Annotated in this window: 20 protein-coding genes; 8 read left to right on the top strand and 12 right to left on the bottom strand. The window is 47.8% G+C overall.

Annotated elements, in window-relative coordinates; genetic code table 11:
- Positions 1–4 precede the first annotated feature (4 nt).
- The 8 genes from D9Y29_RS16100 to D9Y29_RS16065 all read right to left on the bottom strand — a co-directional run bounded on the left by D9Y29_RS16100 (position 5) and on the right by D9Y29_RS16065 (position 8,628).
- The gene (locus D9Y29_RS16100; RefSeq protein WP_127130019.1) at positions 5–1,498 is read right to left on the bottom strand and encodes a sulfatase-like hydrolase/transferase; all 1,494 of its coding nucleotides are present in this window, start codon (positions 1,496–1,498) and stop codon (positions 5–7) included.
- Positions 1,499–1,515: 17 nt separating this feature from the next.
- The gene (locus D9Y29_RS16095) at positions 1,516–3,009 is read right to left on the bottom strand and encodes a sulfatase-like hydrolase/transferase (RefSeq protein WP_127130017.1); all 1,494 of its coding nucleotides are present in this window, start codon (positions 3,007–3,009) and stop codon (positions 1,516–1,518) included.
- A gap of 4 nt (positions 3,010–3,013) precedes the next feature.
- Positions 3,014–4,387, bottom strand: a complete 1,374-nt coding sequence (locus tag D9Y29_RS16090) for a class I SAM-dependent methyltransferase (protein ID WP_127130015.1) — start codon at positions 4,385–4,387, stop codon at positions 3,014–3,016.
- A complete protein-coding gene (locus tag D9Y29_RS16085) occupies positions 4,368–4,553 on the bottom strand; it encodes a hypothetical protein (RefSeq protein WP_225980072.1) in 186 nt (61 codons plus the stop codon). Before D9Y29_RS16085 ends, D9Y29_RS16090 begins: the two co-directional genes overlap by 20 nt.
- Positions 4,550–5,653 (bottom strand): M42 family metallopeptidase, encoded by a 1,104-nt coding sequence (locus D9Y29_RS16080; RefSeq protein ID WP_127130013.1) that lies wholly within the window; start codon positions 5,651–5,653, stop codon positions 4,550–4,552. The genes D9Y29_RS16085 and D9Y29_RS16080 overlap by 4 nt, the downstream gene beginning before the upstream one ends.
- Before the next feature lie 61 nt (positions 5,654–5,714).
- The gene (locus D9Y29_RS16075; RefSeq protein WP_127130011.1) at positions 5,715–7,265 is read right to left on the bottom strand and encodes a hypothetical protein; all 1,551 of its coding nucleotides are present in this window, start codon (positions 7,263–7,265) and stop codon (positions 5,715–5,717) included.
- A 40-nt stretch (positions 7,266–7,305) separates the two neighbouring features.
- Positions 7,306–8,151: a UbiA prenyltransferase family protein gene (locus tag D9Y29_RS16070; RefSeq protein ID WP_127130008.1), complete on the bottom strand. Its 846-nt coding sequence runs from the start codon at positions 8,149–8,151 to the stop codon at positions 7,306–7,308.
- A 3-nt stretch (positions 8,152–8,154) separates the two neighbouring features.
- On the bottom strand, positions 8,155–8,628 hold the full coding sequence (locus D9Y29_RS16065) for a hypothetical protein (RefSeq protein WP_127130006.1): 474 nt from the start codon (positions 8,626–8,628) through the stop codon (positions 8,155–8,157).
- A 54-nt stretch (positions 8,629–8,682) separates the two neighbouring features.
- On the opposite strand from D9Y29_RS16065, the gene D9Y29_RS16060 reads away from it, so the two are divergent.
- Positions 8,683–9,669: a LuxE/PaaK family acyltransferase gene (locus D9Y29_RS16060; RefSeq protein ID WP_127130004.1), complete on the top strand. Its 987-nt coding sequence runs from the start codon at positions 8,683–8,685 to the stop codon at positions 9,667–9,669.
- Between the two features lie 2 nt (positions 9,670–9,671).
- On the opposite strand, the gene D9Y29_RS16055 is transcribed toward D9Y29_RS16060, so the two are convergent.
- On the bottom strand, positions 9,672–10,790 hold the full coding sequence (locus tag D9Y29_RS16055) for a D-TA family PLP-dependent enzyme (RefSeq protein ID WP_127130002.1): 1,119 nt from the start codon (positions 10,788–10,790) through the stop codon (positions 9,672–9,674).
- Between the two features lie 12 nt (positions 10,791–10,802).
- Positions 10,803–12,119, bottom strand: coding sequence for a gluconate:H+ symporter (locus tag D9Y29_RS16050; RefSeq protein WP_127130000.1), 1,317 nt, complete (start codon positions 12,117–12,119; stop codon positions 10,803–10,805).
- A gap of 74 nt (positions 12,120–12,193) precedes the next feature.
- Between D9Y29_RS16050 and D9Y29_RS16045 the strand changes: the two genes are divergently transcribed.
- The gene (locus tag D9Y29_RS16045; protein ID WP_127129998.1) at positions 12,194–13,210 is read left to right on the top strand and encodes a metal-dependent hydrolase; all 1,017 of its coding nucleotides are present in this window, start codon (positions 12,194–12,196) and stop codon (positions 13,208–13,210) included.
- 333 nt (positions 13,211–13,543) lie between these two features.
- Positions 13,544–14,530 (top strand): helix-turn-helix domain-containing protein, encoded by a 987-nt coding sequence (locus D9Y29_RS16040; protein WP_127129996.1) that lies wholly within the window; start codon positions 13,544–13,546, stop codon positions 14,528–14,530.
- Between the two features lies 1 nt (position 14,531).
- Here the strand turns inward: D9Y29_RS16040 and D9Y29_RS16035 are convergent, their stop codons facing one another.
- Positions 14,532–14,777 carry a hypothetical protein gene (locus D9Y29_RS16035; protein WP_127129994.1) on the bottom strand — a complete coding sequence of 82 codons (246 nt, stop codon included), beginning with the start codon at positions 14,775–14,777 and terminating at the stop codon, positions 14,532–14,534.
- Between the two features lie 721 nt (positions 14,778–15,498).
- Positions 15,499–16,140 (bottom strand): RNA polymerase sigma-70 factor, encoded by a 642-nt coding sequence (locus tag D9Y29_RS16030; RefSeq protein WP_164735435.1) that lies wholly within the window; start codon positions 16,138–16,140, stop codon positions 15,499–15,501.
- Positions 16,141–16,785: 645 nt separating this feature from the next.
- Between D9Y29_RS16030 and D9Y29_RS16025 the strand changes: the two genes are divergently transcribed.
- The 5 genes from D9Y29_RS16025 to kduI all read left to right on the top strand — a co-directional run bounded on the left by D9Y29_RS16025 (position 16,786) and on the right by kduI (position 22,632).
- Positions 16,786–17,655: an ROK family protein gene (locus D9Y29_RS16025; protein WP_127129990.1), complete on the top strand. Its 870-nt coding sequence runs from the start codon at positions 16,786–16,788 to the stop codon at positions 17,653–17,655.
- Between the two features lie 201 nt (positions 17,656–17,856).
- Positions 17,857–19,377 (top strand): tagaturonate reductase, encoded by a 1,521-nt coding sequence (locus D9Y29_RS16020; protein WP_127129988.1) that lies wholly within the window; start codon positions 17,857–17,859, stop codon positions 19,375–19,377.
- Between the two features lie 164 nt (positions 19,378–19,541).
- Positions 19,542–20,978, top strand: a complete 1,437-nt coding sequence (gene uxaC, locus D9Y29_RS16015) for a glucuronate isomerase (protein WP_127129986.1) — start codon at positions 19,542–19,544, stop codon at positions 20,976–20,978.
- Positions 20,979–21,005: 27 nt separating this feature from the next.
- On the top strand, positions 21,006–21,767 hold the full coding sequence (locus tag D9Y29_RS16010; protein WP_127129984.1) for an SDR family NAD(P)-dependent oxidoreductase: 762 nt from the start codon (positions 21,006–21,008) through the stop codon (positions 21,765–21,767).
- A 34-nt stretch (positions 21,768–21,801) separates the two neighbouring features.
- Positions 21,802–22,632 carry a 5-dehydro-4-deoxy-D-glucuronate isomerase gene (kduI, locus tag D9Y29_RS16005; RefSeq protein WP_127129982.1) on the top strand — a complete coding sequence of 277 codons (831 nt, stop codon included), beginning with the start codon at positions 21,802–21,804 and terminating at the stop codon, positions 22,630–22,632.
- The last annotated feature ends 20 nt before the right edge of the window (positions 22,633–22,652 follow it).

Below are 22,652 nucleotides of genomic sequence, written 5' to 3'. Positions count from 1 at the left end.
GCAGTTAATGGTATATTCTTATCAGGCTGTCTTTCATCATTGGGTATTGCTGATGAAAGAGCGAGTTGAATAGAATCCTGAACTGGTTCACTGAGGTAATATTGTCGTGTAGCTGTACAGGCTTTCCTTCCGGCAGGTACCAGGCGTTCAGGTTATTCCAGACGTATTTCTTTTTATCGGCTGGGGCATCATAATGATACCCGTGATCACTCATTAGAATGATCACTGCTTGTTCTTTCGTATTCTTTTTTATGGTATCGATCAGTTTCAGTATTTCCTGATTGGTATACTGCAGATATTCCGTGTAATAATTGTCCGGTCCGGCAAACCAGGCTTCGTCATCAAACTCATCCGGTGGTCTGTGAAAGCCTGTCTTGGTACGATAATAAGGATAATGGGGCATGAGAAAATGTCCATAAACAAACCGGGGCTTTTTCCGTTGCCTTTCTGATTCTTTCATTACATTATCCAGGCTGTTCCGGTTGTTCAGTTCCTGGTTCTCGAAAGCGAAGAATGGGAGCAGTTTGTTGATCACCGGAGTTCCGGTGAGCCACCACCTGAACTGTATCACCAGGCGCATACCAAGGGTGCCCTCGGAAATGATATTGCTGTAAATGCTCCGCCATTCATTGTTCACAATAGATGGATGGCCCTTTATATCGAAAATGGAATGATTGACAATTTCGTAGCCGTTGTTGACAAGGAAACCCATTACCTTGTTGTCATAAAGCTGTGTGGTGCTCAGCGCATAATCTTTCTTCTTTATCCATTTGCTGGCGTCTAACCAATAGAGGTAGTCCATATTGAGTGTAGATGCCATTGAAAAAGAAGTGGTGGAATAGTTGCTCCTGCTGTGGGGGATCAGGCTGAATTGCCGATTTGCAAGGGATGAGTCGAATGAGCTGTTATCGAATCCAAACACCTGTTTAAGACCGAAACTGCTGGAGTATCCATCAAAGACCAGCAGGTAAATATCAGGTTTGTTCACTGTGTCAGGTATGATACCATTTGCCTGATTGGGCGCACCTTTCCAGATTTGTTTTGTTGTACGGTTAGCATTGAACAATGCCTGGCCAAGATCTACCAGAACAAAAATCAGTAAAAGCAGGTTCAGGAAAAGTACCGGTCTTTTCAGTGCTGAACTTGTTTTATGAAGAAAAATGAAAATACAGATCATTACTGTTAACCCCGCAATAAGGAGAACACTGTATTTGTACAGGAAGGGCCAGGGTGAATAAGCTTTCAGGAAGTCAAAAATGGCCCCGAAAAAAAGGTAGAATCCAGCCACCGCCATGCACATCAGCGCAGCTTTTATCTTGTTCCTGAAAATAAATATCAGCAATAGCCATAATAAGATGATGCAACCAAAATAAGTGAGCAGTAAAGGGAGGAGGGTGCTGAATGATGCGAACCCGATAAACTCAAGATAGCCATGCAGCACATAGAACAATGGAAGTAGAAAAATGAAATAAGGTTTCGTGCTGATGTTTTCTTTCATATGTGAGTTGGATTTGTTCACTGATGCCCCATAAGTACGCAGCTGTCTGGCAATAATTTATATTGTTGAGAGAATAGTGTATTGAAAAGTATCCTGAACTGGTTCACATTGGTGGTACTGTCTGTCCATCCATCGTATTGGCCGCCAGGTAAAAATACAGCATTGATATTATTGTTTTCCATGCAAGGCTGTGAAGGATGCAAAGGCCAGCGGATCCCGTGGTCAGACATCACAAGGATCACTGCCTGGTTATTGGTTTGCTGCTGGATGTTGTTGACCATGTTTCTAATAAGGAAATTCGCAAATTGCAGGTTGCTGAGATATCGGTCGTAATGAACTTTCAGATAGGGAGAATATGCCTGGTGTTCGGCTGGTAACCGTTTGCCGGTACTGTCGAAAAAGAGAGGCAGGTGGGGAACGAGGAAATGACTATATATAAATTTAGGCCTTCTGGATTTACGGGTGGGCTCCTTCATAGTGATATCTATGGCCCTTTCAATATTTGCTATTTCATCTTCCCTTGATTCTACAGGGAGTAATTTTTTTAGAACAGGCTGCTTCCTGAACCACCATTCGAAGTGTACAGCTAACCGGTAGACCAGGGTTTCTTCACTGATCAGCCTGGTATTTACGGGCAGGAAGCGCTGGTTAATCCGGGCGGGGTGTTTGTCTATATCGAATATCGAATTGTTCACGATCTCATAACCATTGGCTTGAAGGAATTTTGTGACCCTGCCGTATTTCACAATGGTGCCGCAATCCACCAGTTCCTCCCGGGTAGGCTTGCTGTTTTTTTTGTACCAGGGAATAAAATCCATATTCAACATAGAAGCCATGGAGAATACGGTGAACTTGTAATTGCTGGAAGAGGCTTTTGCCACAAAGAACCCTTTGCTGGTAAGAAAGCTATCGATGGCCGAATTATCGTAGCTAAGCCATTGACTGAGCGCTTTATTTCCGGCATATGCATCAAAAAGCAGCAGATAGATATCCGGCTTCATTTTCCCATCCGGTATGCGACCAGTCCCGGAAGCCGTGACCTTCTCATTTGCGTTGGGATCGAAAATGAATTTATACAGAATAGTGCCGGTGTCGAGCAACAGATAGCAGATCAGCAAAAGATTGATATAAAAGGCAGTTCTGCCGAAGTTGCGTTTTGAATTGCGGAAAAAGAAGAAAAGAATAATGGAGATGAGACCAAAAGAGATAAGAAGAACGCTGTATTTATACATCCACCGGTAAGGCGCATACGCTTTAAGGGTATCAAAGAGAAAACCGAAAAAAAAGAAAAATGCCAGCAGGAATGATGCAAACAGTCCCGCCCTGATATTATTCCTGACCGGTATACGGATGATGAAGTAAACGAGCAGCGAGGCAGCAATATACATTCCAGCCAGCGGCAGAATATCAAGAAAGCTCAGGTAATGGAAGTTATTGGCAAACCCATGTAACACGAAGAATAAAGGCAGCAGTAAAACGAACCAGGGTTGCCTGCTCAATACTGTTTTCATTTTATTACTTTCTTTTCATAAAATAGAGCGTTCTGAGGGCTCCCGGTATCTTTACCTTCTGTTTTATATCGAAATACATTTCAAATGCCTTTTCAAATCCTGATTCTGTATAATCATCGAAAATATCTTCCCGGTTGGCGAGCAGTAACTGCACTTTTTCATCTTCTTTGGATGGGAATTCGATGATCAGCTCAGCTGCGATATCATTGAAATAGGCTGCCAGCCTGGGTAATGGGATATTCTTGCTGATAGCCAGGTGGTGTACCAGGGCAAGGGCGGTCACCAGGTCTGTTTTGATACGCTGATGAAAGGCCGGTCTTTCAGTATTGTTGAACCCGCCTGCTGCACTGGGATTGGCAATGTCCAGCACCAGGGGGAGAATATTCCTGATCTTTTCTTTTTTCGTTTGCGCATGCAGGTGACTGATGCACATATGATCAAAGTCGGTAGCTATCACCTGCCTGTTACCTTCGGCCAGGATCCTGGAGAAATAACCATTATTGGCGCCCAGGTCCAGCGCTGTATCGGCTTCGGTGGAAGACAATAACTGGCGGAATATATTCTCCTTGGCTTTAAGGTATTCCTGCCCTAAAATAGTTTCGTCATAATAATTGCTCCAGGTGCTGCCTGCTTCCAGCCTGCCGGTCTTTCGCAGCATGCTTTCCAGGTGTTGCAGGAGATTGAGCATTTTATTTTTGCTGAAACCAATTTCCTTCGATGATGATTTCCTTTTACGCGCAACAGATTCCGGCAGGAAAACATGCAGGTACACGCCGGCGTTGAATCTGCTCCTGAAAGGGAGCAGGGAAGCGGCAGTGGTGGCGGGAATGCCATCAGGATGCATGGTCAGCCAGTGATGAACCGGAATGCCCGTATATTTTTCCAGTAACAGCGGGAACAGGAAGTTTTCGCAAAACTGGCGGTATGCTATCCAGGGTTTGGATTCATCATACCATTCAAAGCTCAGGGTATCTATGAACAAAGGCCTGCCGGAATGGAATTGAACATTGTATGGCGTGGCGTCTTTCAGGATCATGCCATGTTCCATTGCTTTTCGCATGATCAGCAACGTTAGAATGCCTGCATCCCGCAGTTGCGAACCTGTCCATTCATAAGGGTAGCTGATAAAATGGATCGGTTCCGGGCGAAGGGTCTTGTACCATTCGCTGGTATGGGTAAGATTTTCGTTGATCTCTGCATGGGGTACCAGCCAGTGTTTGGCAGTGAGCGCCTCGTAGAGGCCGCTTTGCATGAGGTGGTCATAGCGTGTGGCATAGACCTGATTCACCTGTCGGAAAATCAGTTGTCCGGCCATGAATACAAAGCCACCGGGGTCTTTGTAGGACCCGGCTATGCGTTCAGATGTCTCCCTGGGCATCTTCATGGCCGTTTTCATCTTTCTTTTTCGGTCTGAAGAAGAAGGCCTTCACTTTCCACCAAAAGCTTTTGAAGTAGAAGAGTGCGCCCAATACGGCGGCGATAATTGCCTGTATCAGGTAACTACCGCTGCCGGGATCGAGGTATAAAAAGATGGTATTGATCACAGGTAGCTGAGATTTGTTTTCGGAGTCAATGTCAAAACGGTCTCATACATCAAACGGATGGTCTGTTCAATGTCGCGCTTATGCAGCATTTCAACAGTGGTGTGCATGTAGCGAAGCGGGATGGAGATCAGCACGGAAGGGCAGCCGTCATTGGCATAGGCGAATGAGTCCGTATCGGTACCGGTGCTGCGGCTCACGGTACGCAACTGAACAGGGATCTTTGCTTTTTCGGCCACATCCTGCACCAGTTGCAGCAGTTTGTTGTGCACTGCAGGTCCATAGGCCAGTGAAGGCCCTTTGCCGCAGGCAACATCTCCTTCAATGATCTTGTTGATCATGGGAGTATAAGTATCGTGAGTAACATCCGTAATGATGGCAACATCGGGTTTAATGCGGCGGGCGATCATTTCCGCGCCTCTCAGTCCGATCTCTTCCTGCACGGCATTCACCACATACAATCCGAATGGCAGGCTCTTCTTGTTTTCTTTCAGCAGCCTGGCCACTTCAGCGATCATGAAACCACCTACACGGTTATCGAAGGCGCGCCCGATATAGTAGTCGAATGCGATCTCATCAAAGCCATCCTGGTAAGTGACCACAGCGCCGATATGTACTCCGAGGTCTTCCACTTCTTTCTTTGATCTTGCTCCGCAATCGAGGAAGAGATTGTCAACTTTCGGTTGTGCTTCTTTCCCTTCATTGTGGATGCGGGTATGAATGGCTGGCCACCCGAATACTGCTTTCACGGGCCCTTTCTTTCCATGAATGATCACGCGTTGCGCGGGTGCGATCTGGTGGTCCACACCGCCATTGCGTTTGAGGTAGAGCAATCCTTCGGGTGTGATATAATTCACAAACCAGCTGATCTCATCGGCATGCGCTTCGATCACAACTTTGAAAGGTGCTTTGGGATTGATCACGCCAACAGCTGTTCCGTAAGGATCAGTGAAGGTTGTGTCTACATACGGTTTGATATAGTCCAGCCAGAGTCGCTGGCCTTTGCTTTCGAAGCCAACGGGAGAGGCATTGTTGATGTATTTCTGAAGGAATGATAAGCTCTTATCGGTGAGAATGGATTTTTCTTTGGATGCTTTCGCCATATTCGATGCTTCTTTTAGGTGATCTGAAAATTAAAAGTACAGATTTTCTGCTGTCGGCGCCTCATTTTATCTCCAGGATCAGCAAATTGTAAAGGCCCGCGTCATGCACTTTGTAAGCGGCTTTATACAGCGCTCCCTGCATAAACGCCTGCAATTCCCTTGCATTGTTATACCGGTAGAAATAGTAGTTGATATGATGCTTCCGCATGGCGGCGAGATGATCTTTCCAGGGCAAGTCGGGTTTGGTCAGTAACCAGGTGCTGCTGCGGGTGAGGAAGGCCAGTTTGGGAACGAAATCATAATCTGCATTGTCTGAGGCGAGGTATTTCCCCCGGAGATTTTTTTCTTTGGCGAAGGCCGCCAGTTCAAAAAGTGCAGCATTGCCACCCACTGCATCCTTGAGCTGGTTCACAGGAGCCATCAGGAAGCTTCCAAAAAACACAGCCCAGCAAATTATTGCCCTGGTTCCCCGGATATAAAGCCTGCCAAGCAGGGATTGTAACAAGAGCGCGCCGCCGATCAGCAATAGAAGGCCAACGGCCCAGAGAAACCTGGTTTCGATATGCACCATCAGGTAGCCCAGCGGTAACAGTACAGATGTAAGGAAGAAAAGAAAAATAAGCCCGTTCCGCTGATAGAACCAGTAGATGCTCAGGCCAAACAAAATGGCCGGCGCCAGAAAGGAAAGCTGGCTGAAGCAGGAGGCGGCCTCCATGAAATTAGTCAGAAAAAGTCTGACCTGCCGGATCAGGATATCCGGACGGAAATAGAATTCACCGGGAGTCCTTTGCACGGCATCGAACCAGGGGTCTTCCCAGTTTCCGGGAGAATCGGGATAAGGGGGAGGAGCAACCAGGTCTGTAGCGGTGAATTGCCTGGTGTACAGGTATACATTCATGTTATACCTGCCGGTATAACCAATAGTGAGCTCATGGAATTTGTTGTACAGGACCCAGATCCAGGGAGCAGATAACAGTAAGAAACATCCGATGCCGGCCGCAAGGTTACGGACCAGCCATTTTTTTCTCTCAGCATCTTTGGAATGAAAGTAATGCCACACTTGTATGATGGTGAAATGGGCAACAAAGAATGGGAAGCCGTATGCTTTGGCAAGATAGAGCGCGGCGCCTGCCACACCGCAAAGCAGGTTCAGTCCGGGACGTTTGTAAAAATCCCGGGCCGTGATGAGGTCTGTGTATACCAGTATCAGCCAGCAGAACAATACATCCGCAGCTATCTCGAAGATGGCATAATGAATAATGATGGGGATGGAAACCAGCAGCAGCAAAGTTTTCAGCGTATCGCTCAAGGCTGTTTTGTTGCTCAGCCGATGCACCTGGATCAGTATCAGCAGGCCAATAACAAGATTGGAAAGTTTGAAAGCCGTGATCTCCGCCATACCTGATTTGATCAGTGGCAGTACCAGCCAGGAATGTAACGGGCTCCAGTAGCTGTTGATGGCATTGTGATAATCGCCTTCCGCCAGGCGGCGCGCCACCATCATATAGCCCATACCATCATCATCGAAGATGAACCGGTAAGCAGGGAAAAGCAGCAGGCAGCAGGCAAGGTAAATGATCGATGCGACCGGGAGCTTGTATTGTTGGAACATAGGCATCACTACTTGAGCCGGAAAGATAGTGCATAATGAATTAGCGGGAAGGCAGTATTAGCATCAGCAGGGCGGATAGCATCATCAGTCCGTCCAAAACGAAGTAGAACAGGTAATCTGAGAAATTCTTTTTCGCATAAGGATAGAGCAGGGCGGTAAGGATACCGGGAACCAGCAGGGCTGCAAAATATAGCCAGCCGGTTTGCAGAAGATAACAAAACCAGGCGGTAGACAGCGCAAATAGCAGCAGGGAGACTACAAAGAGGGCATTCACGCCGCCTTCACTGAAATGCGTGATCATGCTGCGGATGCCCTGCTGCCGGTCGTATAACCGGTCGCGGTAGTCGAAGATGATACAGATGGCATAGATCAGGAAAAAGCGATGGATGCAGAACAGGGTGGCGGACAATCCCCAGTGATTATCATCTATGGCAATGGGAAGGAAGGTAGTTACATACATCCACACGAATGCAAGAAAGATGGTTTTGCCGATTGCCACTTTCCTCAGGTGATGGAATGGCGGGAACTGCAGTTTGGGTGCTGAATACAGGAAAGTGAGCACTACGGAGCCCATCAACCAGAACCAATGCTGGATGAAATGAATGAAAAACCATCCGGCCCCGGCAAATCCCACAATGAACAATGCCAGGTGCAAAGGTTTGTTCCTTTGCGTCCATCCGATACGCAGTGTTTCCGAAGGCATATCGGGTGTGAGGTACCAATGGAAATTATAACTGCAGAGTGTGGAAAAAAAAACGAAAAGCAGGTAAGCGGGAATATCGTATTGCAGGTGCAGCAACTGGTTGGTCTGATGGACCATCATCAGGGCGCATCCTGAAATAAACAGGCTGGTAAAAAGGAAAAAATGAAATAAGTACCTGAACATCTTTTAACGGATCACCACAACCGTGCCTGCATCGAGGGTGTCACTGGTATTGCCGCCGGCATCCCGCAGAACGAAACGGAGATTGATAGTATCCGGTTGAGCCGGATTACCTGGGTCCAGCGCCATGTGCAATATGGAAGCACGCATATGGGCCTCGATCTGACCGTCCATGCGTGGAACAGTTGGAACAGGTACACCCAGCGAAAAGCTATCGGGTTCATGCAAGGTTGTCTGACGCTCGTTCAGGTAGGTCTTCTTTACCCAAAGTGCTCTCTCTCCACCCACATCACCTTCTTTATCTGCATAATCGAAGGTTACGATCAGGTGGGGATCATTCTGGCTCGGCAATTCGCGGGTGCTGATAGAACTAAGTTTGATACTCGGTTTGGATCTCAGCTTATCTTTGCTGCAACTGCTCCAGACCAGTATGGCGGCCGGAACCAAAAAAAGAAGGCCGTAATATGATAATTTACGCATATTCATTGCTCGGTTGAGTACAAATTTAATGGCTTTGTCCCTTACGCTTAGTGTATGAATTCTAAATATGAAGATAAAGTTTTTTTGACGGATCAGGCGGGCTTCGATCAGCTGGCCCTGGAACTGTTCCGATTTCAATATGAACAGAATCCCGTTTACCGTGAATACGTAAATGCATTGAAGATAGTTGGGGACGATGTGAAGCGGGTGGAGGATATACCTTACCTGCCCATCCAGTTCTTCAAAACCCGCGATGTTCGTACCACCTCGTTTGAACCGGAAGCGGTTTTCATGAGCAGTGGTACTACACAAACCATCAACAGCCGCCATTCCGTGAAAAGCCTGGCGCTGTACCGCGAGAGCTTCCTGCTCGCCTTTGAACAATTCTATGGCCCGGTGAATGAATGGTGCATCATCGGGTTATTGCCGAGTTACCTGGAGCGCAGCAATTCCTCCCTGGTGGTGATGGCTGATGACCTGGTCCGCAGAAGCGGACATCCGGATTCCGGATTCTATCTGTACGAACATGAAAAATTAGCAGAGGTCTTGCAATCGCTCGAATCAAGACAACAAAAAACACTACTCATTGGCGTTACATTCGGACTGCTGGATTTTGCAGAGAAATTTCCCATGCCGCTGCAACATACCATCATCATGGAAACAGGAGGGATGAAGGGACGAAGGGAAGAAATGACCCGGCAGGAAGTGCATGATATCCTCAAAACTGCATTCGGACTGAGCTGCGTTCATTCCGAATATGGTATGACAGAGCTATTGTCGCAGGGCTATTCCAAAGGCGGGGGCATTTTTCATACACCGGCCTGGATGCAGATCCGGGTCCGTCAGGAAGATGACCCCCTGGATGTTCGCCTATCCGGCACCGGTATCATCAATGTGATCGATCTGGCCAATATCTATTCCTGCTGCTTCATCGCAACGGAAGATGTGGGACGAGTATATGAAGATGGCAGTTTTGAAGTGCAGGGGCGCGTGGATAACAGTGATATCCGCGGGTGCAGCCTGATGGTGGCAGGCATCTGAGATCAGATACCGATGGTCCGGTCTCTCGCCGCGATCTTCCATGCACCGCTTACTACTGAGTTCTCCACCGTAATACCGCGTTCGTACAGGGCAACGGTTGGACAAACATGATGCGGGATCCCATAGAGAATATCCCCCACTTTATAACCATGACCTGTACCTGCCTCCAGCACCAGGTGCTCTTCACTTTGTCCGACCGGCTTCAGCTCCGGCGCATTCAGGAAATACACCCGTTTAGAAATCTCGTTCTCGGCCGAAACGGATTTGTGGCCAAGGTCCACGCAGATCTTAGTATCGTCCGGCAATGAAACCACACGCGTCAGCAGCACTGCTGCAGGAACAAATGGTTGCTCAGGGCATTCATTCAGGTAACCGTTGTCCCAGAAAATAAATGTACCAGGACTGCATTCTATTTTTTCTCTTTTTGCATGGATGGGGAATCCGGGAGTGCCGCCTGCCACAATGATAGGTGATCCATAGCCTTTATCAATATACGATTGTGCCAGTGCCTCCACGCGTGCATATGCCGCATCCACTATCTTTTTTCTTTCTTCCAGATCAGGATGATGGATATGGCCATCGTAAGCATGCAGGCCTTTCAGTTCGATACCCGGCAATGCAACAGCCGCTTCATACAATGCCAGCGCTTTTTCAGGAACGATGCCTGTGCGGTTCTGACCAACATTGAGATCGATGTATACAGGCAGCAGTTTCCCATTGGTGAGGAAATGGGCCGACAGTTCTCCGGCCGTTCCGGGATTATCGATCAGGCAGCTGAAAACAGTATCGGGATATTTATCGATGAGGTTGAAGAAGCGTTCCTGCTTTGGCCCTACCGGTTGATAGGCCAGCAGTACATCCGGCACGCCGGCCTGCGCCAGCAGTTCTGCCTCGGCAATGGTAGCGCATTTGAATTTGCGGATGCCGGCTTTCATTTGCAGTTCGGCAGCTTCTTTTGTTTTATGCGTTTTTGCGTGTGTGCGTAAGCGTTGTTTATCATCTATCATGCCAATAAGCGCATCGATATTCTGTTGTACGCGTTGCGGATAGAGGATCAGCGCGGGTGAATCTACCTGGTCTGCATCACTGATCAGAAACCATGATTGTTCGGAATGGGTCATTGTTTTCTTTTTTTACACTACAAGGTTGAGCAGGAGCACGCCCAGCAGTCCCATGATGGCCACGATGGTTTCCATGAGGCTCCAGGATCGGAGTGTGTCTTTGATGCTCAGGTTGAAATATTCTTTGTACAGCCAGAAGCCAGCATCGTTCACATGTGAGAACATAAGGCTGCCTGCGCCGATACTCAATACCATCAAATTGGGCTCCACATTCAGTTGTGTAATGGTGGGCGCAACAATTCCGGCCGTGGTCAAACCTGCTACGGTGGCGGAACCGATACAAACACGCAACACGGCAGCGATCAGCCAGCCCAGCACCAGTGGGGGAATGGACCAGTTCTGCAGCTGTGCCGCAATGGCATCACTCACTCCACTGTCTACCAATACCTGTTTTAATACTCCGGCGCCTGCTACGATGAGCACTATCATCGACACATCTTTCACGGCATCTCCATAGATGTCCATTACTTCCTTCATGCTTTTTCCATTGGCGATGCCCAGGGTGAAGGTAGCTACAATCACGGATAAGAGCATCACGGTGATGGGGTCTCCCATAAAGGCCAGCAATGCGGGCCAGAAACTGTTTTGCATGGCAGGCAGTAAGGGCAGTAACGCGGTGGTGGCCAGCAGCAGCACGGGCAGGAGTGAGCTCAGGAAACTATTGGCGGGGCCGGGCATTTCATTTTCTTTCAATACCGGCGGCTGAAAAGTTTTGAGCGGTATAGAGTTGATATTTTTCAAAGTCCGCGCAAATACCGGCCCTGCTACTATTATAGTTGGAATAGCGATAACGAAACCATACAACAGCGTCAGTCCCATGTTGGCGTTGAACTGTGTAACCAACGCCGAAGGCGAAGGATGTGGAGGAAGGAACCCATGTGTAACCGATAATGAAGCCAGCATGGGGAGGCCGATATATACGGCAGGTAATTTGTATTGGTATACCACTGAAAAGATCAGCGGCACCATCAATACAAAACCAACATTGTAGAAAAGTGGAATGCCTACGATGAATCCGGTGACCATCAATGCCCACTGGATATTCTTTTCACCGAATGCTTTCATCAATACATCGGTGATGCGTTTGGCAGCGCCGCTGGCGGCCACCAGTTTACCAAGCATGGCGCCCAGCATGATGATCACCACCAGGGAACCGAGCGTATCGCCGATTCCTTTCTGAACGGACCGGGTGATCCTGTCTGCAGGTATTCCCAAACAAAGTCCCGTTGCTATGGAAACTACCAGGAAGGCGAGGAAGGCGTTGCATTTGCCCCAGGTGACCAGCAGGATCAGTGCAAGCAACGCAAAGAACACAATCAATAATGTCATGGGAGGATAGGGTGAATTGGTGTACAGTTAGTCAGCTAATATACTTATAATCCGTTACTTTTGGAGCAAGGCTTATGGATTCACTCACGCATATAGTACTCGGCGCCTGCATCGGAGAAGCTTTTGCAGGAAAACAGGTTGGAAAGAAAGCCATGTTCTGGGGCGCTCTGATGCAGAGCCTGCCTGATGTTGACTTTGTTGCATCATTCTGGTTGAACCCCGTGAATGACCTTCTCGCACATCGGGGTTTCACACATTCCTTTCTTTTCATTTTGCTGGTAACGCCCCTCATGGCGCTCATTGCGGAAAGGGTACACAGGCCGCATGATATTTCGCTTAAAAAATGGCTTGCATTTTTTAGTGTGGAGATGCTGGTGCACGTGGTGCTGGACGCCATGAATGCGTATGGTACAGGTTGGTTTGAACCTTTCAGCCATCACCGTTTCGGTTTCGATCTGCTCTTCGTGGCAGACCCACTGTTCAGCATCTGGCCTGGTGTGGCATTTGTTGCTCTGCTGGTGATGAAAAATAAGAACAGGCAGGCAAGGCTCAACTGGGTGAGGATGTCTATCGTGATGTGCGTGTGCTATCTCGGCTTCGGAGTGGTAAGTAAAACGGCTACCGACCGCGAAGTGAAAAAGATGGCGGCACAGCAGGGCATTCAATGGAACAGGTACCTGAGCACGCCTACCCCACTCAACAATATGCTCTGGTATGTGGTGCTGGAAGATACTGCGGGTTACCACCTCGGTTATCGTAGTGTTTTCGACAGGGACACCAGTATGCTGTTCACATATTTTCCGCGCAATAAACAATTGCTGGACCCTGTAAAAGATGAAGAAGATACTCACAGGCTGATACGTTTTTCGCAGGGATATTATACAGTGGAAAAATGGGGCGACAGCACCCTGGTGTTCAATGATCTCCGTTTTGGGCAGATCATCGGCTGGAACAATCCTGAGGCTGGTTTCGTTTTCCATTATTTCATGCAGAACCCTGACGATAATGAACTGGTGATCCAGCGTGGCCGCTTCACCAACTGGGATATGGCGGCGGCCAAAGGGCTGCTGCGCCGGATCAGGGGCAATTAGTTTACGCTTATCAAAAAATCCTTTCGCTACGCTCAATTACTTACCGGGTATTATAGGTATTCACTTATACGGGTACCCGTGAATTCTCCTGTCTATTGCATTCTCTCAGAAAAGCTGATTAACTTTACCCATACAGCTTGCAGAGATTTCTGCAGGAATAAAGGAGTGAGATACACATCCCGGCTTCAACTATTCTTCCCTCTGTACTCCTGGGTTCCTGTAGCGTAAGATCTCTCGCCTGGTCTTCCTGTTTTTGCTCGATGGTAATGTTACACAACGATGATGATCCGTGTTGCCTATTAACCGGTAATGGAACGGACAATATGAACAGCTATGGATGTTAAACTCACTACAGGAGGTAAGAGAGTTATGTCTTTTACCACGGAAATACCAGCCTTATCCAGCCATCAGGCCCTGCCGGGAGCCCGCCGGGTATTTGTGCAGACTGATCTGGGCACGATCCTGCTCTCGGAGATCGTTACGCCCTGGTTCACTATCTGGCATCAGCAAATTACTGTTGAAAAACCCGGCAGCCTGGAAGCAGCGGTGGACGAGCCTTTGCTGAACCTGCACATTGTATTGCGCGGTCATGTCCGCTACCAGCTGCAGGATAACAATAGTATGAAATGGTCGGAAGGGCAATTGAATATGTTCTGTTCCCCTCAGCTGAGAGTGAAGGCCTTCTTCGATGATGCAAAGGAATATACCATGTTGTCGATCAGTTTCCACAGAACTTACCTGGATGTGTATGCGCCATATTTTCCTGCGCTCCGGCAATTCCTGGACCGTGCTGATAATGGGGAAGAAGCCTTTCTGAGTGCGGCCAATACCAGCCTCACACCGGAAATGATCACCATAATCCGCGATATGCTTTACAGTGAGTACACGGGAGAGGTAAGAACATTGTACCTGCGCAATAAAGTGTCGGAACTGTTATTGCTGGCTTTTACACGTATTACGCCAGGTACTGCGGGCGCTTCCGATATCAGGCTGCATCAGTATGATATCGATAAGATCAGGGAGGCGAGGGAATACCTGCTGCAGAATATGGAACATCCGCTTACTGTGATAGAACTTTCGCATAAGGTAGGCATCAATGATTTCAAACTGAAGAAGGGATTCAAGCAATTGTACGGCGTTACCATTTTTGATTTTTTACTGGAAGCAAGAATGGAAAAAGCGAGAGCACTGCTAACGGAAACGGATACACCGATACATGAAATTGCTTTTACAACAGGTTATAAGAATGTAAGCAGTTTCACTGCAGCCTTCAAAAAAAGAATGGGATTTCCACCGAGCGCTATGAAGCGCAATAAATGATTCAGGGATTGTTCAGTTTTCGTAAAAACCGAAACAGTGCTTCGCCCGCTGGATATGTGCGTAAACGTTGCATGGCATCGCGGGTAGCCCCGGTCGTTTTCAATAATTCAAATAGTTCGTAATTGGCTTCATTCCTGTTGATCCAGTAATGCAGCTCCCTGAGTTCTTCGTCAGTCAACTGGTCTTTGAGGTGCCTGACGATTAGGTTGGCTATATGAAAGGAACCAACCACCTGCTGGTTGTTCATGGGGAAATATTTATATGATGAATTGAACATTTCAACCCCCGGATCATCACAATCGAAACCCTGTATGAATAGAAACAACCGGAATGGAATTATGTACTAGAGGAATGCAAAAAAAAGAAAGTTTTTATCCCGAAAACATAACCGCAGTTCTGTAATCAATGGGATATTTATAGGGGAAAGAATAGTATGTAAATGTTCGCTTCCGGCTCAGGCCGGAACGGACAAATGGGATACCGGTAGCAGCTCTTCCATTTATCAACTTATAGTCCGGGCGTCCGGAATGCAAGCTAGCATGCCGAACGGGTGTCTGACAGTTATGTACAGGATGCAGAGGGTCTACATAACAGGAAGATGCCTGGTGCATGAGAGGGTTAAAAAGACTTGAGGCATTCCCGGTACCCCGGATTTTTTGTTAAAAAGAAAGCCGGTGATTACCGGCTCCGGCCTCCCGGAGAGGCCGCGAATGATAAGTTGATGTTGATTATGGTAAGGATAGAATTGGAAGAGGAAGAAGGCATAGAAAAATGAGGGAGAGTAGAAACACTCCCCGGTTGTGACCCAACCAAACAGTCACATGCGATAAAAACTAACCATAGTAAAAATGGAATGAGTTCTTCATGGTGCGATCGTTAGCAGTATTTGGTTTTTCATTTTGTTTTCAAATAGTATAATAATAGAAACAACAAACCCGGTTTCCGGTACTATTGAAAGTGAATTTTTTTTATGTACCGGATCGATTGCGGCAGATATTCATCCTTAGCAATTGCATCGCTCTCACCTTCTGGTTCTTCACTGTATGTATGCTCACATCCAGCGCCGCAGCGATCTCATGGTTGCGCATGTTTTCGAACACACTCATCTTCAAAACTTTCCTGGATTGTGTAGGTAATTTCTCTATCTGCCGGTAGATCTCAGCCATTACTTCGGTGCGGATGATACTGTTCAGAACAAAATCATCACTGTCGCCATTCAGATAAGCCAGTTCCTTCCTGGAAACAGCATCGCGCTGATATTGTTTCAGGAGGTTCAGGCAGGCATTGCGTGTGGTGATATAGAGGAATGCCTTGATGTTCTGAATGCTGGCGAAATCAGTATGCTTTTTCCAGAGCTTCATGAATGTGTCTTCCACTATATCTTCAGCTGCTTGCCTGTCGTGGATCATGCGCTCCGCGAAATAACATAGCGGTGCATAGTACAGATTGAAAAAGGAGATCATTGCCTGTGAATTGCCGTTTCTCAACTCTTCAACCATGGCCTGGTCCTGGTCAGGGGCAGGTCTGTACGGACTTGTAACGGTTTCACTAACGGTGGTTGGTTCCGGTTGATACGGGTAACCGGAATGCTCAGGGAATTGTTCTTTCATTATCGCCTTTTTTGTTGCAAAGTGAACACGTGATATAAACCCTGATGGAGACATAACAATACATGGCCGCCTGTAAAGCAGGCAGAACAATGCATTGCATCGAACACCAGGAGATGTTTGCAATGGAAAATAATTATGATAACGTGAAGCGGGGGATCCGACTAATGCGTGAATATATAACCGGTATAACCAGTAACGCGCAGCTCTATGAGCCGTGGTCTGTAATTTTCCCGCTTACCTCGCGAGCCTTAATGAATGATGATAGTCGTTATCCCAATTTTGTGAAGCTACTAAAAGAGAAATGTGCGAACCAGGGTACAAGATTACAGGTAATATTCTTACCGGCAAAATAGAATTTACGTGAAATAATTATGGTTGGATTTGACGGTGAATTACGCTTGACCTTATTCGGGTATTCTTTCGCGTTGATGCGTATTTTTTATGCAGGATTGGTTTTTCTTGTAGTGAAATATTGATCGAAATTTCAAAAAATTATTCCGTAAATAAATATAAAACAGGATGCCCGGTCAGTGCATAACTATGTGGTATAACCGAAAATATTTCCCTTCTTGCGTTCAATATTTTCTTTATCTTCACCTCAGTTTAGCTAAAACGTTTTAGTTAGCAGGTTTCATACAATCATACATGAATACAGGTCTCATCGCCGGAGTGGATATCGGCGGCACGCATATCACGGCATCCCTCGTGGATCCCCATACAGGCAGCATTGTTCCCGGTACGCTGATCAGAAAGGCGGTACAATCCCAGGAAGCTGCATCTGTGGTGATCAACTCATGGGCCCCGGCCATCGAAGCCGCTTACACCCATTATCCGGAAGCCAATGGCCATCGCAGGATCGGCATTGCCATGCCAGGCCCCGTTGATTATGAGCAGGGGATCTGTTATATTAAAGACCAGGGAAAATATGATCAACTCTATGGGCTCAATATCAAAGAAATGCTGGCAGCCCGTTTGGGTGTATTGCCGGAACATATCCGAATGATGAACGATGCGCTCTGCTTCCTCAAGGGAGAGATCGCCGGAGGAGCGGCACGCGGATGTAAGAGTGTGCTTGGACTTACCCTGGGCACTGGGCTTGGTTCTGCCTGGTTCCATCACAACAAAGTAGTGGATGCCGATCTCTGGAGAATGCCTTTCAAAGGAATCATAGCGGAAGATCTGCTGGCCTCACGCTGGTTCGTTCAACGGTATGCGTTACAATCTGGACTTGAGCTGGCCAATACCAAAGCGCTGGTGGAGAAATTTTCGGAGGACCCCTGCATCGGAGAAATATTCGATGAGTTTGCCGGGCATCTGGCAGATTTCCTGGAAACCGTGCTGCCTTCCCATCCTGCAGATGTGGTGGTAATTGGCGGCAATATCGCCAAAAGTTACCGGCTCTTCCTTCCAGCTCTTGAAATAGCCCTGCAACAAAGGAATATCAACCTGCCTATACGCATCGCCACACTCGGGGAAGATGCCCATATTGTGGGCGCTGCCGCTAACTGGGCCTGATTCTGCCGGATTCTCCTATCTTTACTTTCTCCTTTCGCAACAACCTTTCCAATTGAATAAAGGCTGTCATTTCCACTCCGCATCGGTAACGTTTGCGTAAATAAACCGCGTTCATTCAGTTGTCGGTATTGAATAACTTTTTACACTTGCTGAACGAAAAGCCGGAATTCTTCACCTATTTCAAAAAAAACACACGGCCCCATGAATCTGTCAAGGCAAACGATTGTAAGTATTACTTCGCCCGAAGTGAATGTTCCGGCACCGTCTTATTTTGACCTGCCCGAGAGAGTATTACAATTCGGCACCGGCGTTCTGTTGCGCGGATTACCGGATTATTTTATAGACAAAGCCAATAAACAAGGCATCTTCAACGGACGTGTGGTGGTAGTGAAAAGCACCAGGGGCGGGGATTCTGACGCCTTTGCCCAACAGGATGGCATGTTCACGCTCTGTGTACGCGGCATCGAAAACGGAGAAACCGTTTCCGAGAATATCGTGAATGCCAGCATCAGCCGTATGCTCTCTGCGCGGTTCGACTGGCCCAAAATACTGGAATGCGCACAGAACCCGGATATGGAGATCGTGGTCAGCAATACCACCGAAGTTGGTATCGAACTGGTGCTGGAAGACACACGCGCCGTGCCTCCCGGTTCCTTCCCCGGCAAACTCCTGGCCTTCCTCTATGCCCGTTACAAAGCTTTCAATGGCGATCCCAATAAAGGTATGGTGATCATTCCCACTGAACTGATCCCTGACAATGGCACCAAACTCAAGAAGATCTGCCAGCAACTGGCTGTGTTCAACGACCTGCCTGCTCCCTTCATGAAATGGCTGGATGAATGCAATGATTTCTGCAATTCCCTTGTAGACCGCATAGTGCCGGGTAAACTCCCCGCCCTGGAACAACAGGAAATGGAAAAAGCTACCGGTTACAAGGATGCGCTCATGATAAAATCTGAAGTATACCGTTTATGGGCAATCGAATCCGGTTCCGAAAGAGTGAAACATATTCTTTCTTTCCACGAAGCGGACCCGGGAGTGGTGATCGCTCCGGACATCAATGTGTTCCGTGAGCTCAAGCTCCGGTTGCTCAATGGCTCGCATACTTTCACATGTGGCCTGGCATTTCTTGCAGGCTTCGGCACTGTGAAAGAAGCAATGGCAAATCCTGCTTTCAACCAGTTGATCAGCGCCCTCATGTTGCAGGAGATCGCTCCGGCTATCACTGACCAGGGGCTCACGCTGGAAATGGCAAAGGATTTTGCACTGAAAGTACTGGACCGCTACCGCAATCCGCATATCGATCATCAATGGATCAGCATCACCATGCAGTACTCTTCCAAAATGAAGATGCGCAATATACCTGTACTGCTGAAACATTATGAGCGCAATGGAACGATACCTGAGCTGATGGCTGCCGGCTTTGCCGCTCACCTCCTTTTTATGCGCAGCACCAGGGACGGTGAAGCATATTACGGCACCAGCTTCGGAAAGAAATACCTGGTGAACGATGATCACGCCGCCTGGTTTGCGGAAAAATGGGAAAAAATGGAAGCGCCGGAACTGGTGCAATCCATATTGAGCGATGCTGATTTCTGGGGCGCAGACCTTACCAGCCTGCCCGGATTTTCAGATGCAGTTACCAGTTACCTGAACCAGTTGCTGGACCAGGGAGCTAAGCAGCTCATCGGCCGTTTTCAGTCGGACAGCATGATCGCATAAGCGGACATGGCCTGCAGTAGCTACAGCTTGCCAAAAAAGTATAATATTTTGGTAATAGATCAACAGTCTTCAGCGGGTAAAGACTTTAATATTGGTGGTGTTGAACTGTTGTTTCATGAAAAACCTGCCTGATCTGTGAATCAGCCGGGACCAAAAACATTGATATGAAGAATTTCCTTGACGAGCATTTCCTGCTCCAGTCCGCTACGGCACAACGATTGTACCATGATTTCGCTAAGAACATGCCGGTGATCGATTATCACGGCCATCTTCCTCCCCAGCAGATTGCAGAAGATACCCAATTTGAAAATATCTCACAGGTATGGCTATACGGAGATCACTACAAATGGCGCGCCATGCGCACCAATGGTGTGGATGAAAAATATTGCACCGGCAATGCATCCGACTGGGAGAAATTTCAGAAATGGGCGGAAACGGTTCCCTACACACTCCGTAATCCACTGTATCACTGGACGCACCTGGAACTGCAGCGTTACTTCGGTATAAAGGATATCCTCAATCCGGCATCGGCAAAAAAAATATACGAGGCCAGCAGCGCCAAAGTGAATACGCCTGATTTCTCGGTGCGTAACCTGCTCCGCAAAATGGATGTGCGCATCATTTGTACTACTGATGATCCTGTGGATTCACTGGAATACCATCAGCAGGTAAAGAATGATGGCTTTGAAATCCCCATCCTGCCTGCATTCCGTCCGGATGCAGCTATGAATGTAGACGATCCCACCAAATTCAATAATTATCTCGGCAGGCTCGAAAAAGCTGCCAATACCAATATCGGTTCATTTGATGATTATCTCACGGCGCTGAAGAAAAGACATGATTTCTTTGCCAGCATGAACTGTTCCGTTTCCGATCATGGCCTGGAAGAGATCTATGCGGAAGAATATACGGAAGCAGAACTCCGCGCCATCTTCGATAAAGTACGCAGTGGAAAAACACTGGAACTGCAGGAACGAAAACAGTTCAAATCAGCCATGCTGGTGATCTTTGCCGAGTGGGACTGGGAGCGGGGATGGGTGCAGCAATACCATCTCGGCGCATTGCGCAACAACAATAGCCGCATGTTGCAGCAGCTCGGTCCGGATACAGGCTGGGACTCTATCGGCGACTTCTCACAGGCACGCTCACTCGCAGCTTTCCTCAACAGGCTCGACAAAAACAACAAGCTCACTCGTACCATTCTCTATAATCTCAATCCCGCCGACAATGAAATGATGGCCACCATGATCGGTAATTTCAATGATGGTTCCATTGCCGGTAAAGTACAGTGGGGATCAGGCTGGTGGTTCCTGGATCAGAAAGATGGTATGACAAAACAATTGAATGCGTTGAGCAATATGGGACTGCTAAGTCGTTTCGTAGGCATGCTTACTGATTCGAGAAGCTTTCTTTCATTTCCCCGTCATGAATATTTCCGTCGTATATTGTGTAATCTGTTTGGAGAAGAGATCGAAAATGGTGAATTGCCGAATGATCTCAACTGGATCGGCAAAGTAGTGCAGGATATTTGCTACAACAACGCCAAAAACTATTTCAACTGGCAGTTTGCAGATCAGGCCACACTGGTAGCACAACAGTAATCATGCACAATCGAAAGGAATTGATTTATGAAAAATTATTTTGACCTCACCGGCAAAACCGCACTGGTAACAGGTTGTAACAAAGGCATCGGAAAGGGCATGGCCCTGGGCCTTGCAGAGGCAGGAGCCGATATCATCGGGGTGTCCGCTTCACTCGCACCCGGAAGCGATATTGAAAAAGAAGTAACAGCCCTCGGAAGAAAATTCTATACACATAAAGCCAATCTTGGTGACAGGAATGGGGTGTATGATTTCATCAATGCTGTGAAAAGCGGCCCTGTTCAACCAGACATTCTCATCAACAATGCAGGCACCATCATGCGCAAGCCTGCTGCCGAACATTCGGATGAATACTGGGACACCGTGATGAACATCAATCTCGATGCACAGTTCATCCTCGCGCGCGAATTTGGAAAAGATATGATCCAACGCGGCAGCGGAAAGATCATCTTCACCTGTTCATTGCTCACTTTCCAGGGCGGCATCAATGTGCCTGGCTATGCAGCCAGCAAAGGTGCATTAGGCTCCCTGGTGAAAGCGCTTGCCAATGAATGGGCAGGCAAAGGAGTGAATGTAAATGGCATCGCACCCGGATACATCGCAACGGATAATACAGAAGCCCTGCGCGCCGATGAAACAAGAAGTAAATCGATACTTGACCGTATCCCTGCCGGACGCTGGGGTGAGCCGCAGGACTTCAAAGGGCCTGTGATCTTCCTCGCTTCAGAAGCGGGTAGCTATGTTCACGGCACCATTCTCACCGTAGACGGTGGCTGGATGGGCAGATAATTTTTTCGAAAAGAAGAACAACACAAATAGAAAAATGGAGATCAGATTTCAGAACAGTCCAAAAGAGACCAGCGCCATGAACACGCAGCAACTGCGTGATAATTTCCATGTGCCCGGTCTGATGAAAGACGACCAGTTGCAACTGGTGTATTCCCATTATGATCGCGTGATCCTCGGTGGCGCCAAGCCTGTGAACAGCAATGTTACACTGGCTAATCATCCTGAGCTGCGCGCTGAATATTTTTTAGAACGAAGGGAACTTGGCATTATCAATGTTGGTGGCGATGGAACAGTTATTGCTGACGGAACATCATTTTCCCTCAGCAAACTCGATGCGCTCTATCTTGGCAAAGGCACAAAGGACGTGGCTTTCAAAAGCAATGACCCGAAGAACCCGGCCATTTATTTCCTGCTCTCCGCACCCGCGCACCAGACTTATGAAAATAAAAAACTGAGCAAGGAAGAAGCATCGCCGGTAACCCTGGGCGATCAAAGCACCGCCAATAAACGCACGATCTATAAATACATTCACCTCGATGGCCTGAAGAGCTGCCAACTGGTGATGGGCCTTACTGTTCTGAACGAAGGCAGTGTCTGGAACACCATGCCTGCACACACGCATACGCGCAGGATGGAAGCCTATTTCTATTTCGACGTGCAGGAACAGCATCGCGTTTTCCATTTTATGGGTGAGCCCACGGAAACACGTCACCTGCTGATGGCCAACCACGACGCAGTGATCTCACCGCCCTGGAGCATTCACTCCGGAGCTGGCACTGCCAGCTATTCCTTTATCTGGGGAATGGCAGGAGAGAATTTAGTTTTCACTGATATGGACGCCGTTGCCATCAGTGAGATCAGGTAAACCAAACGAGACTAATTGCA

Source organism: Pseudoflavitalea rhizosphaerae, from assembly GCF_003991355.1.
GTDB classification, from domain to species: domain Bacteria; phylum Bacteroidota; class Bacteroidia; order Chitinophagales; family Chitinophagaceae; genus Pseudobacter; species Pseudobacter rhizosphaerae.
The sequence above is the reverse complement of the archived record's forward strand: the minus strand, read 5'-3'. Positions and strand labels throughout refer to the sequence as shown.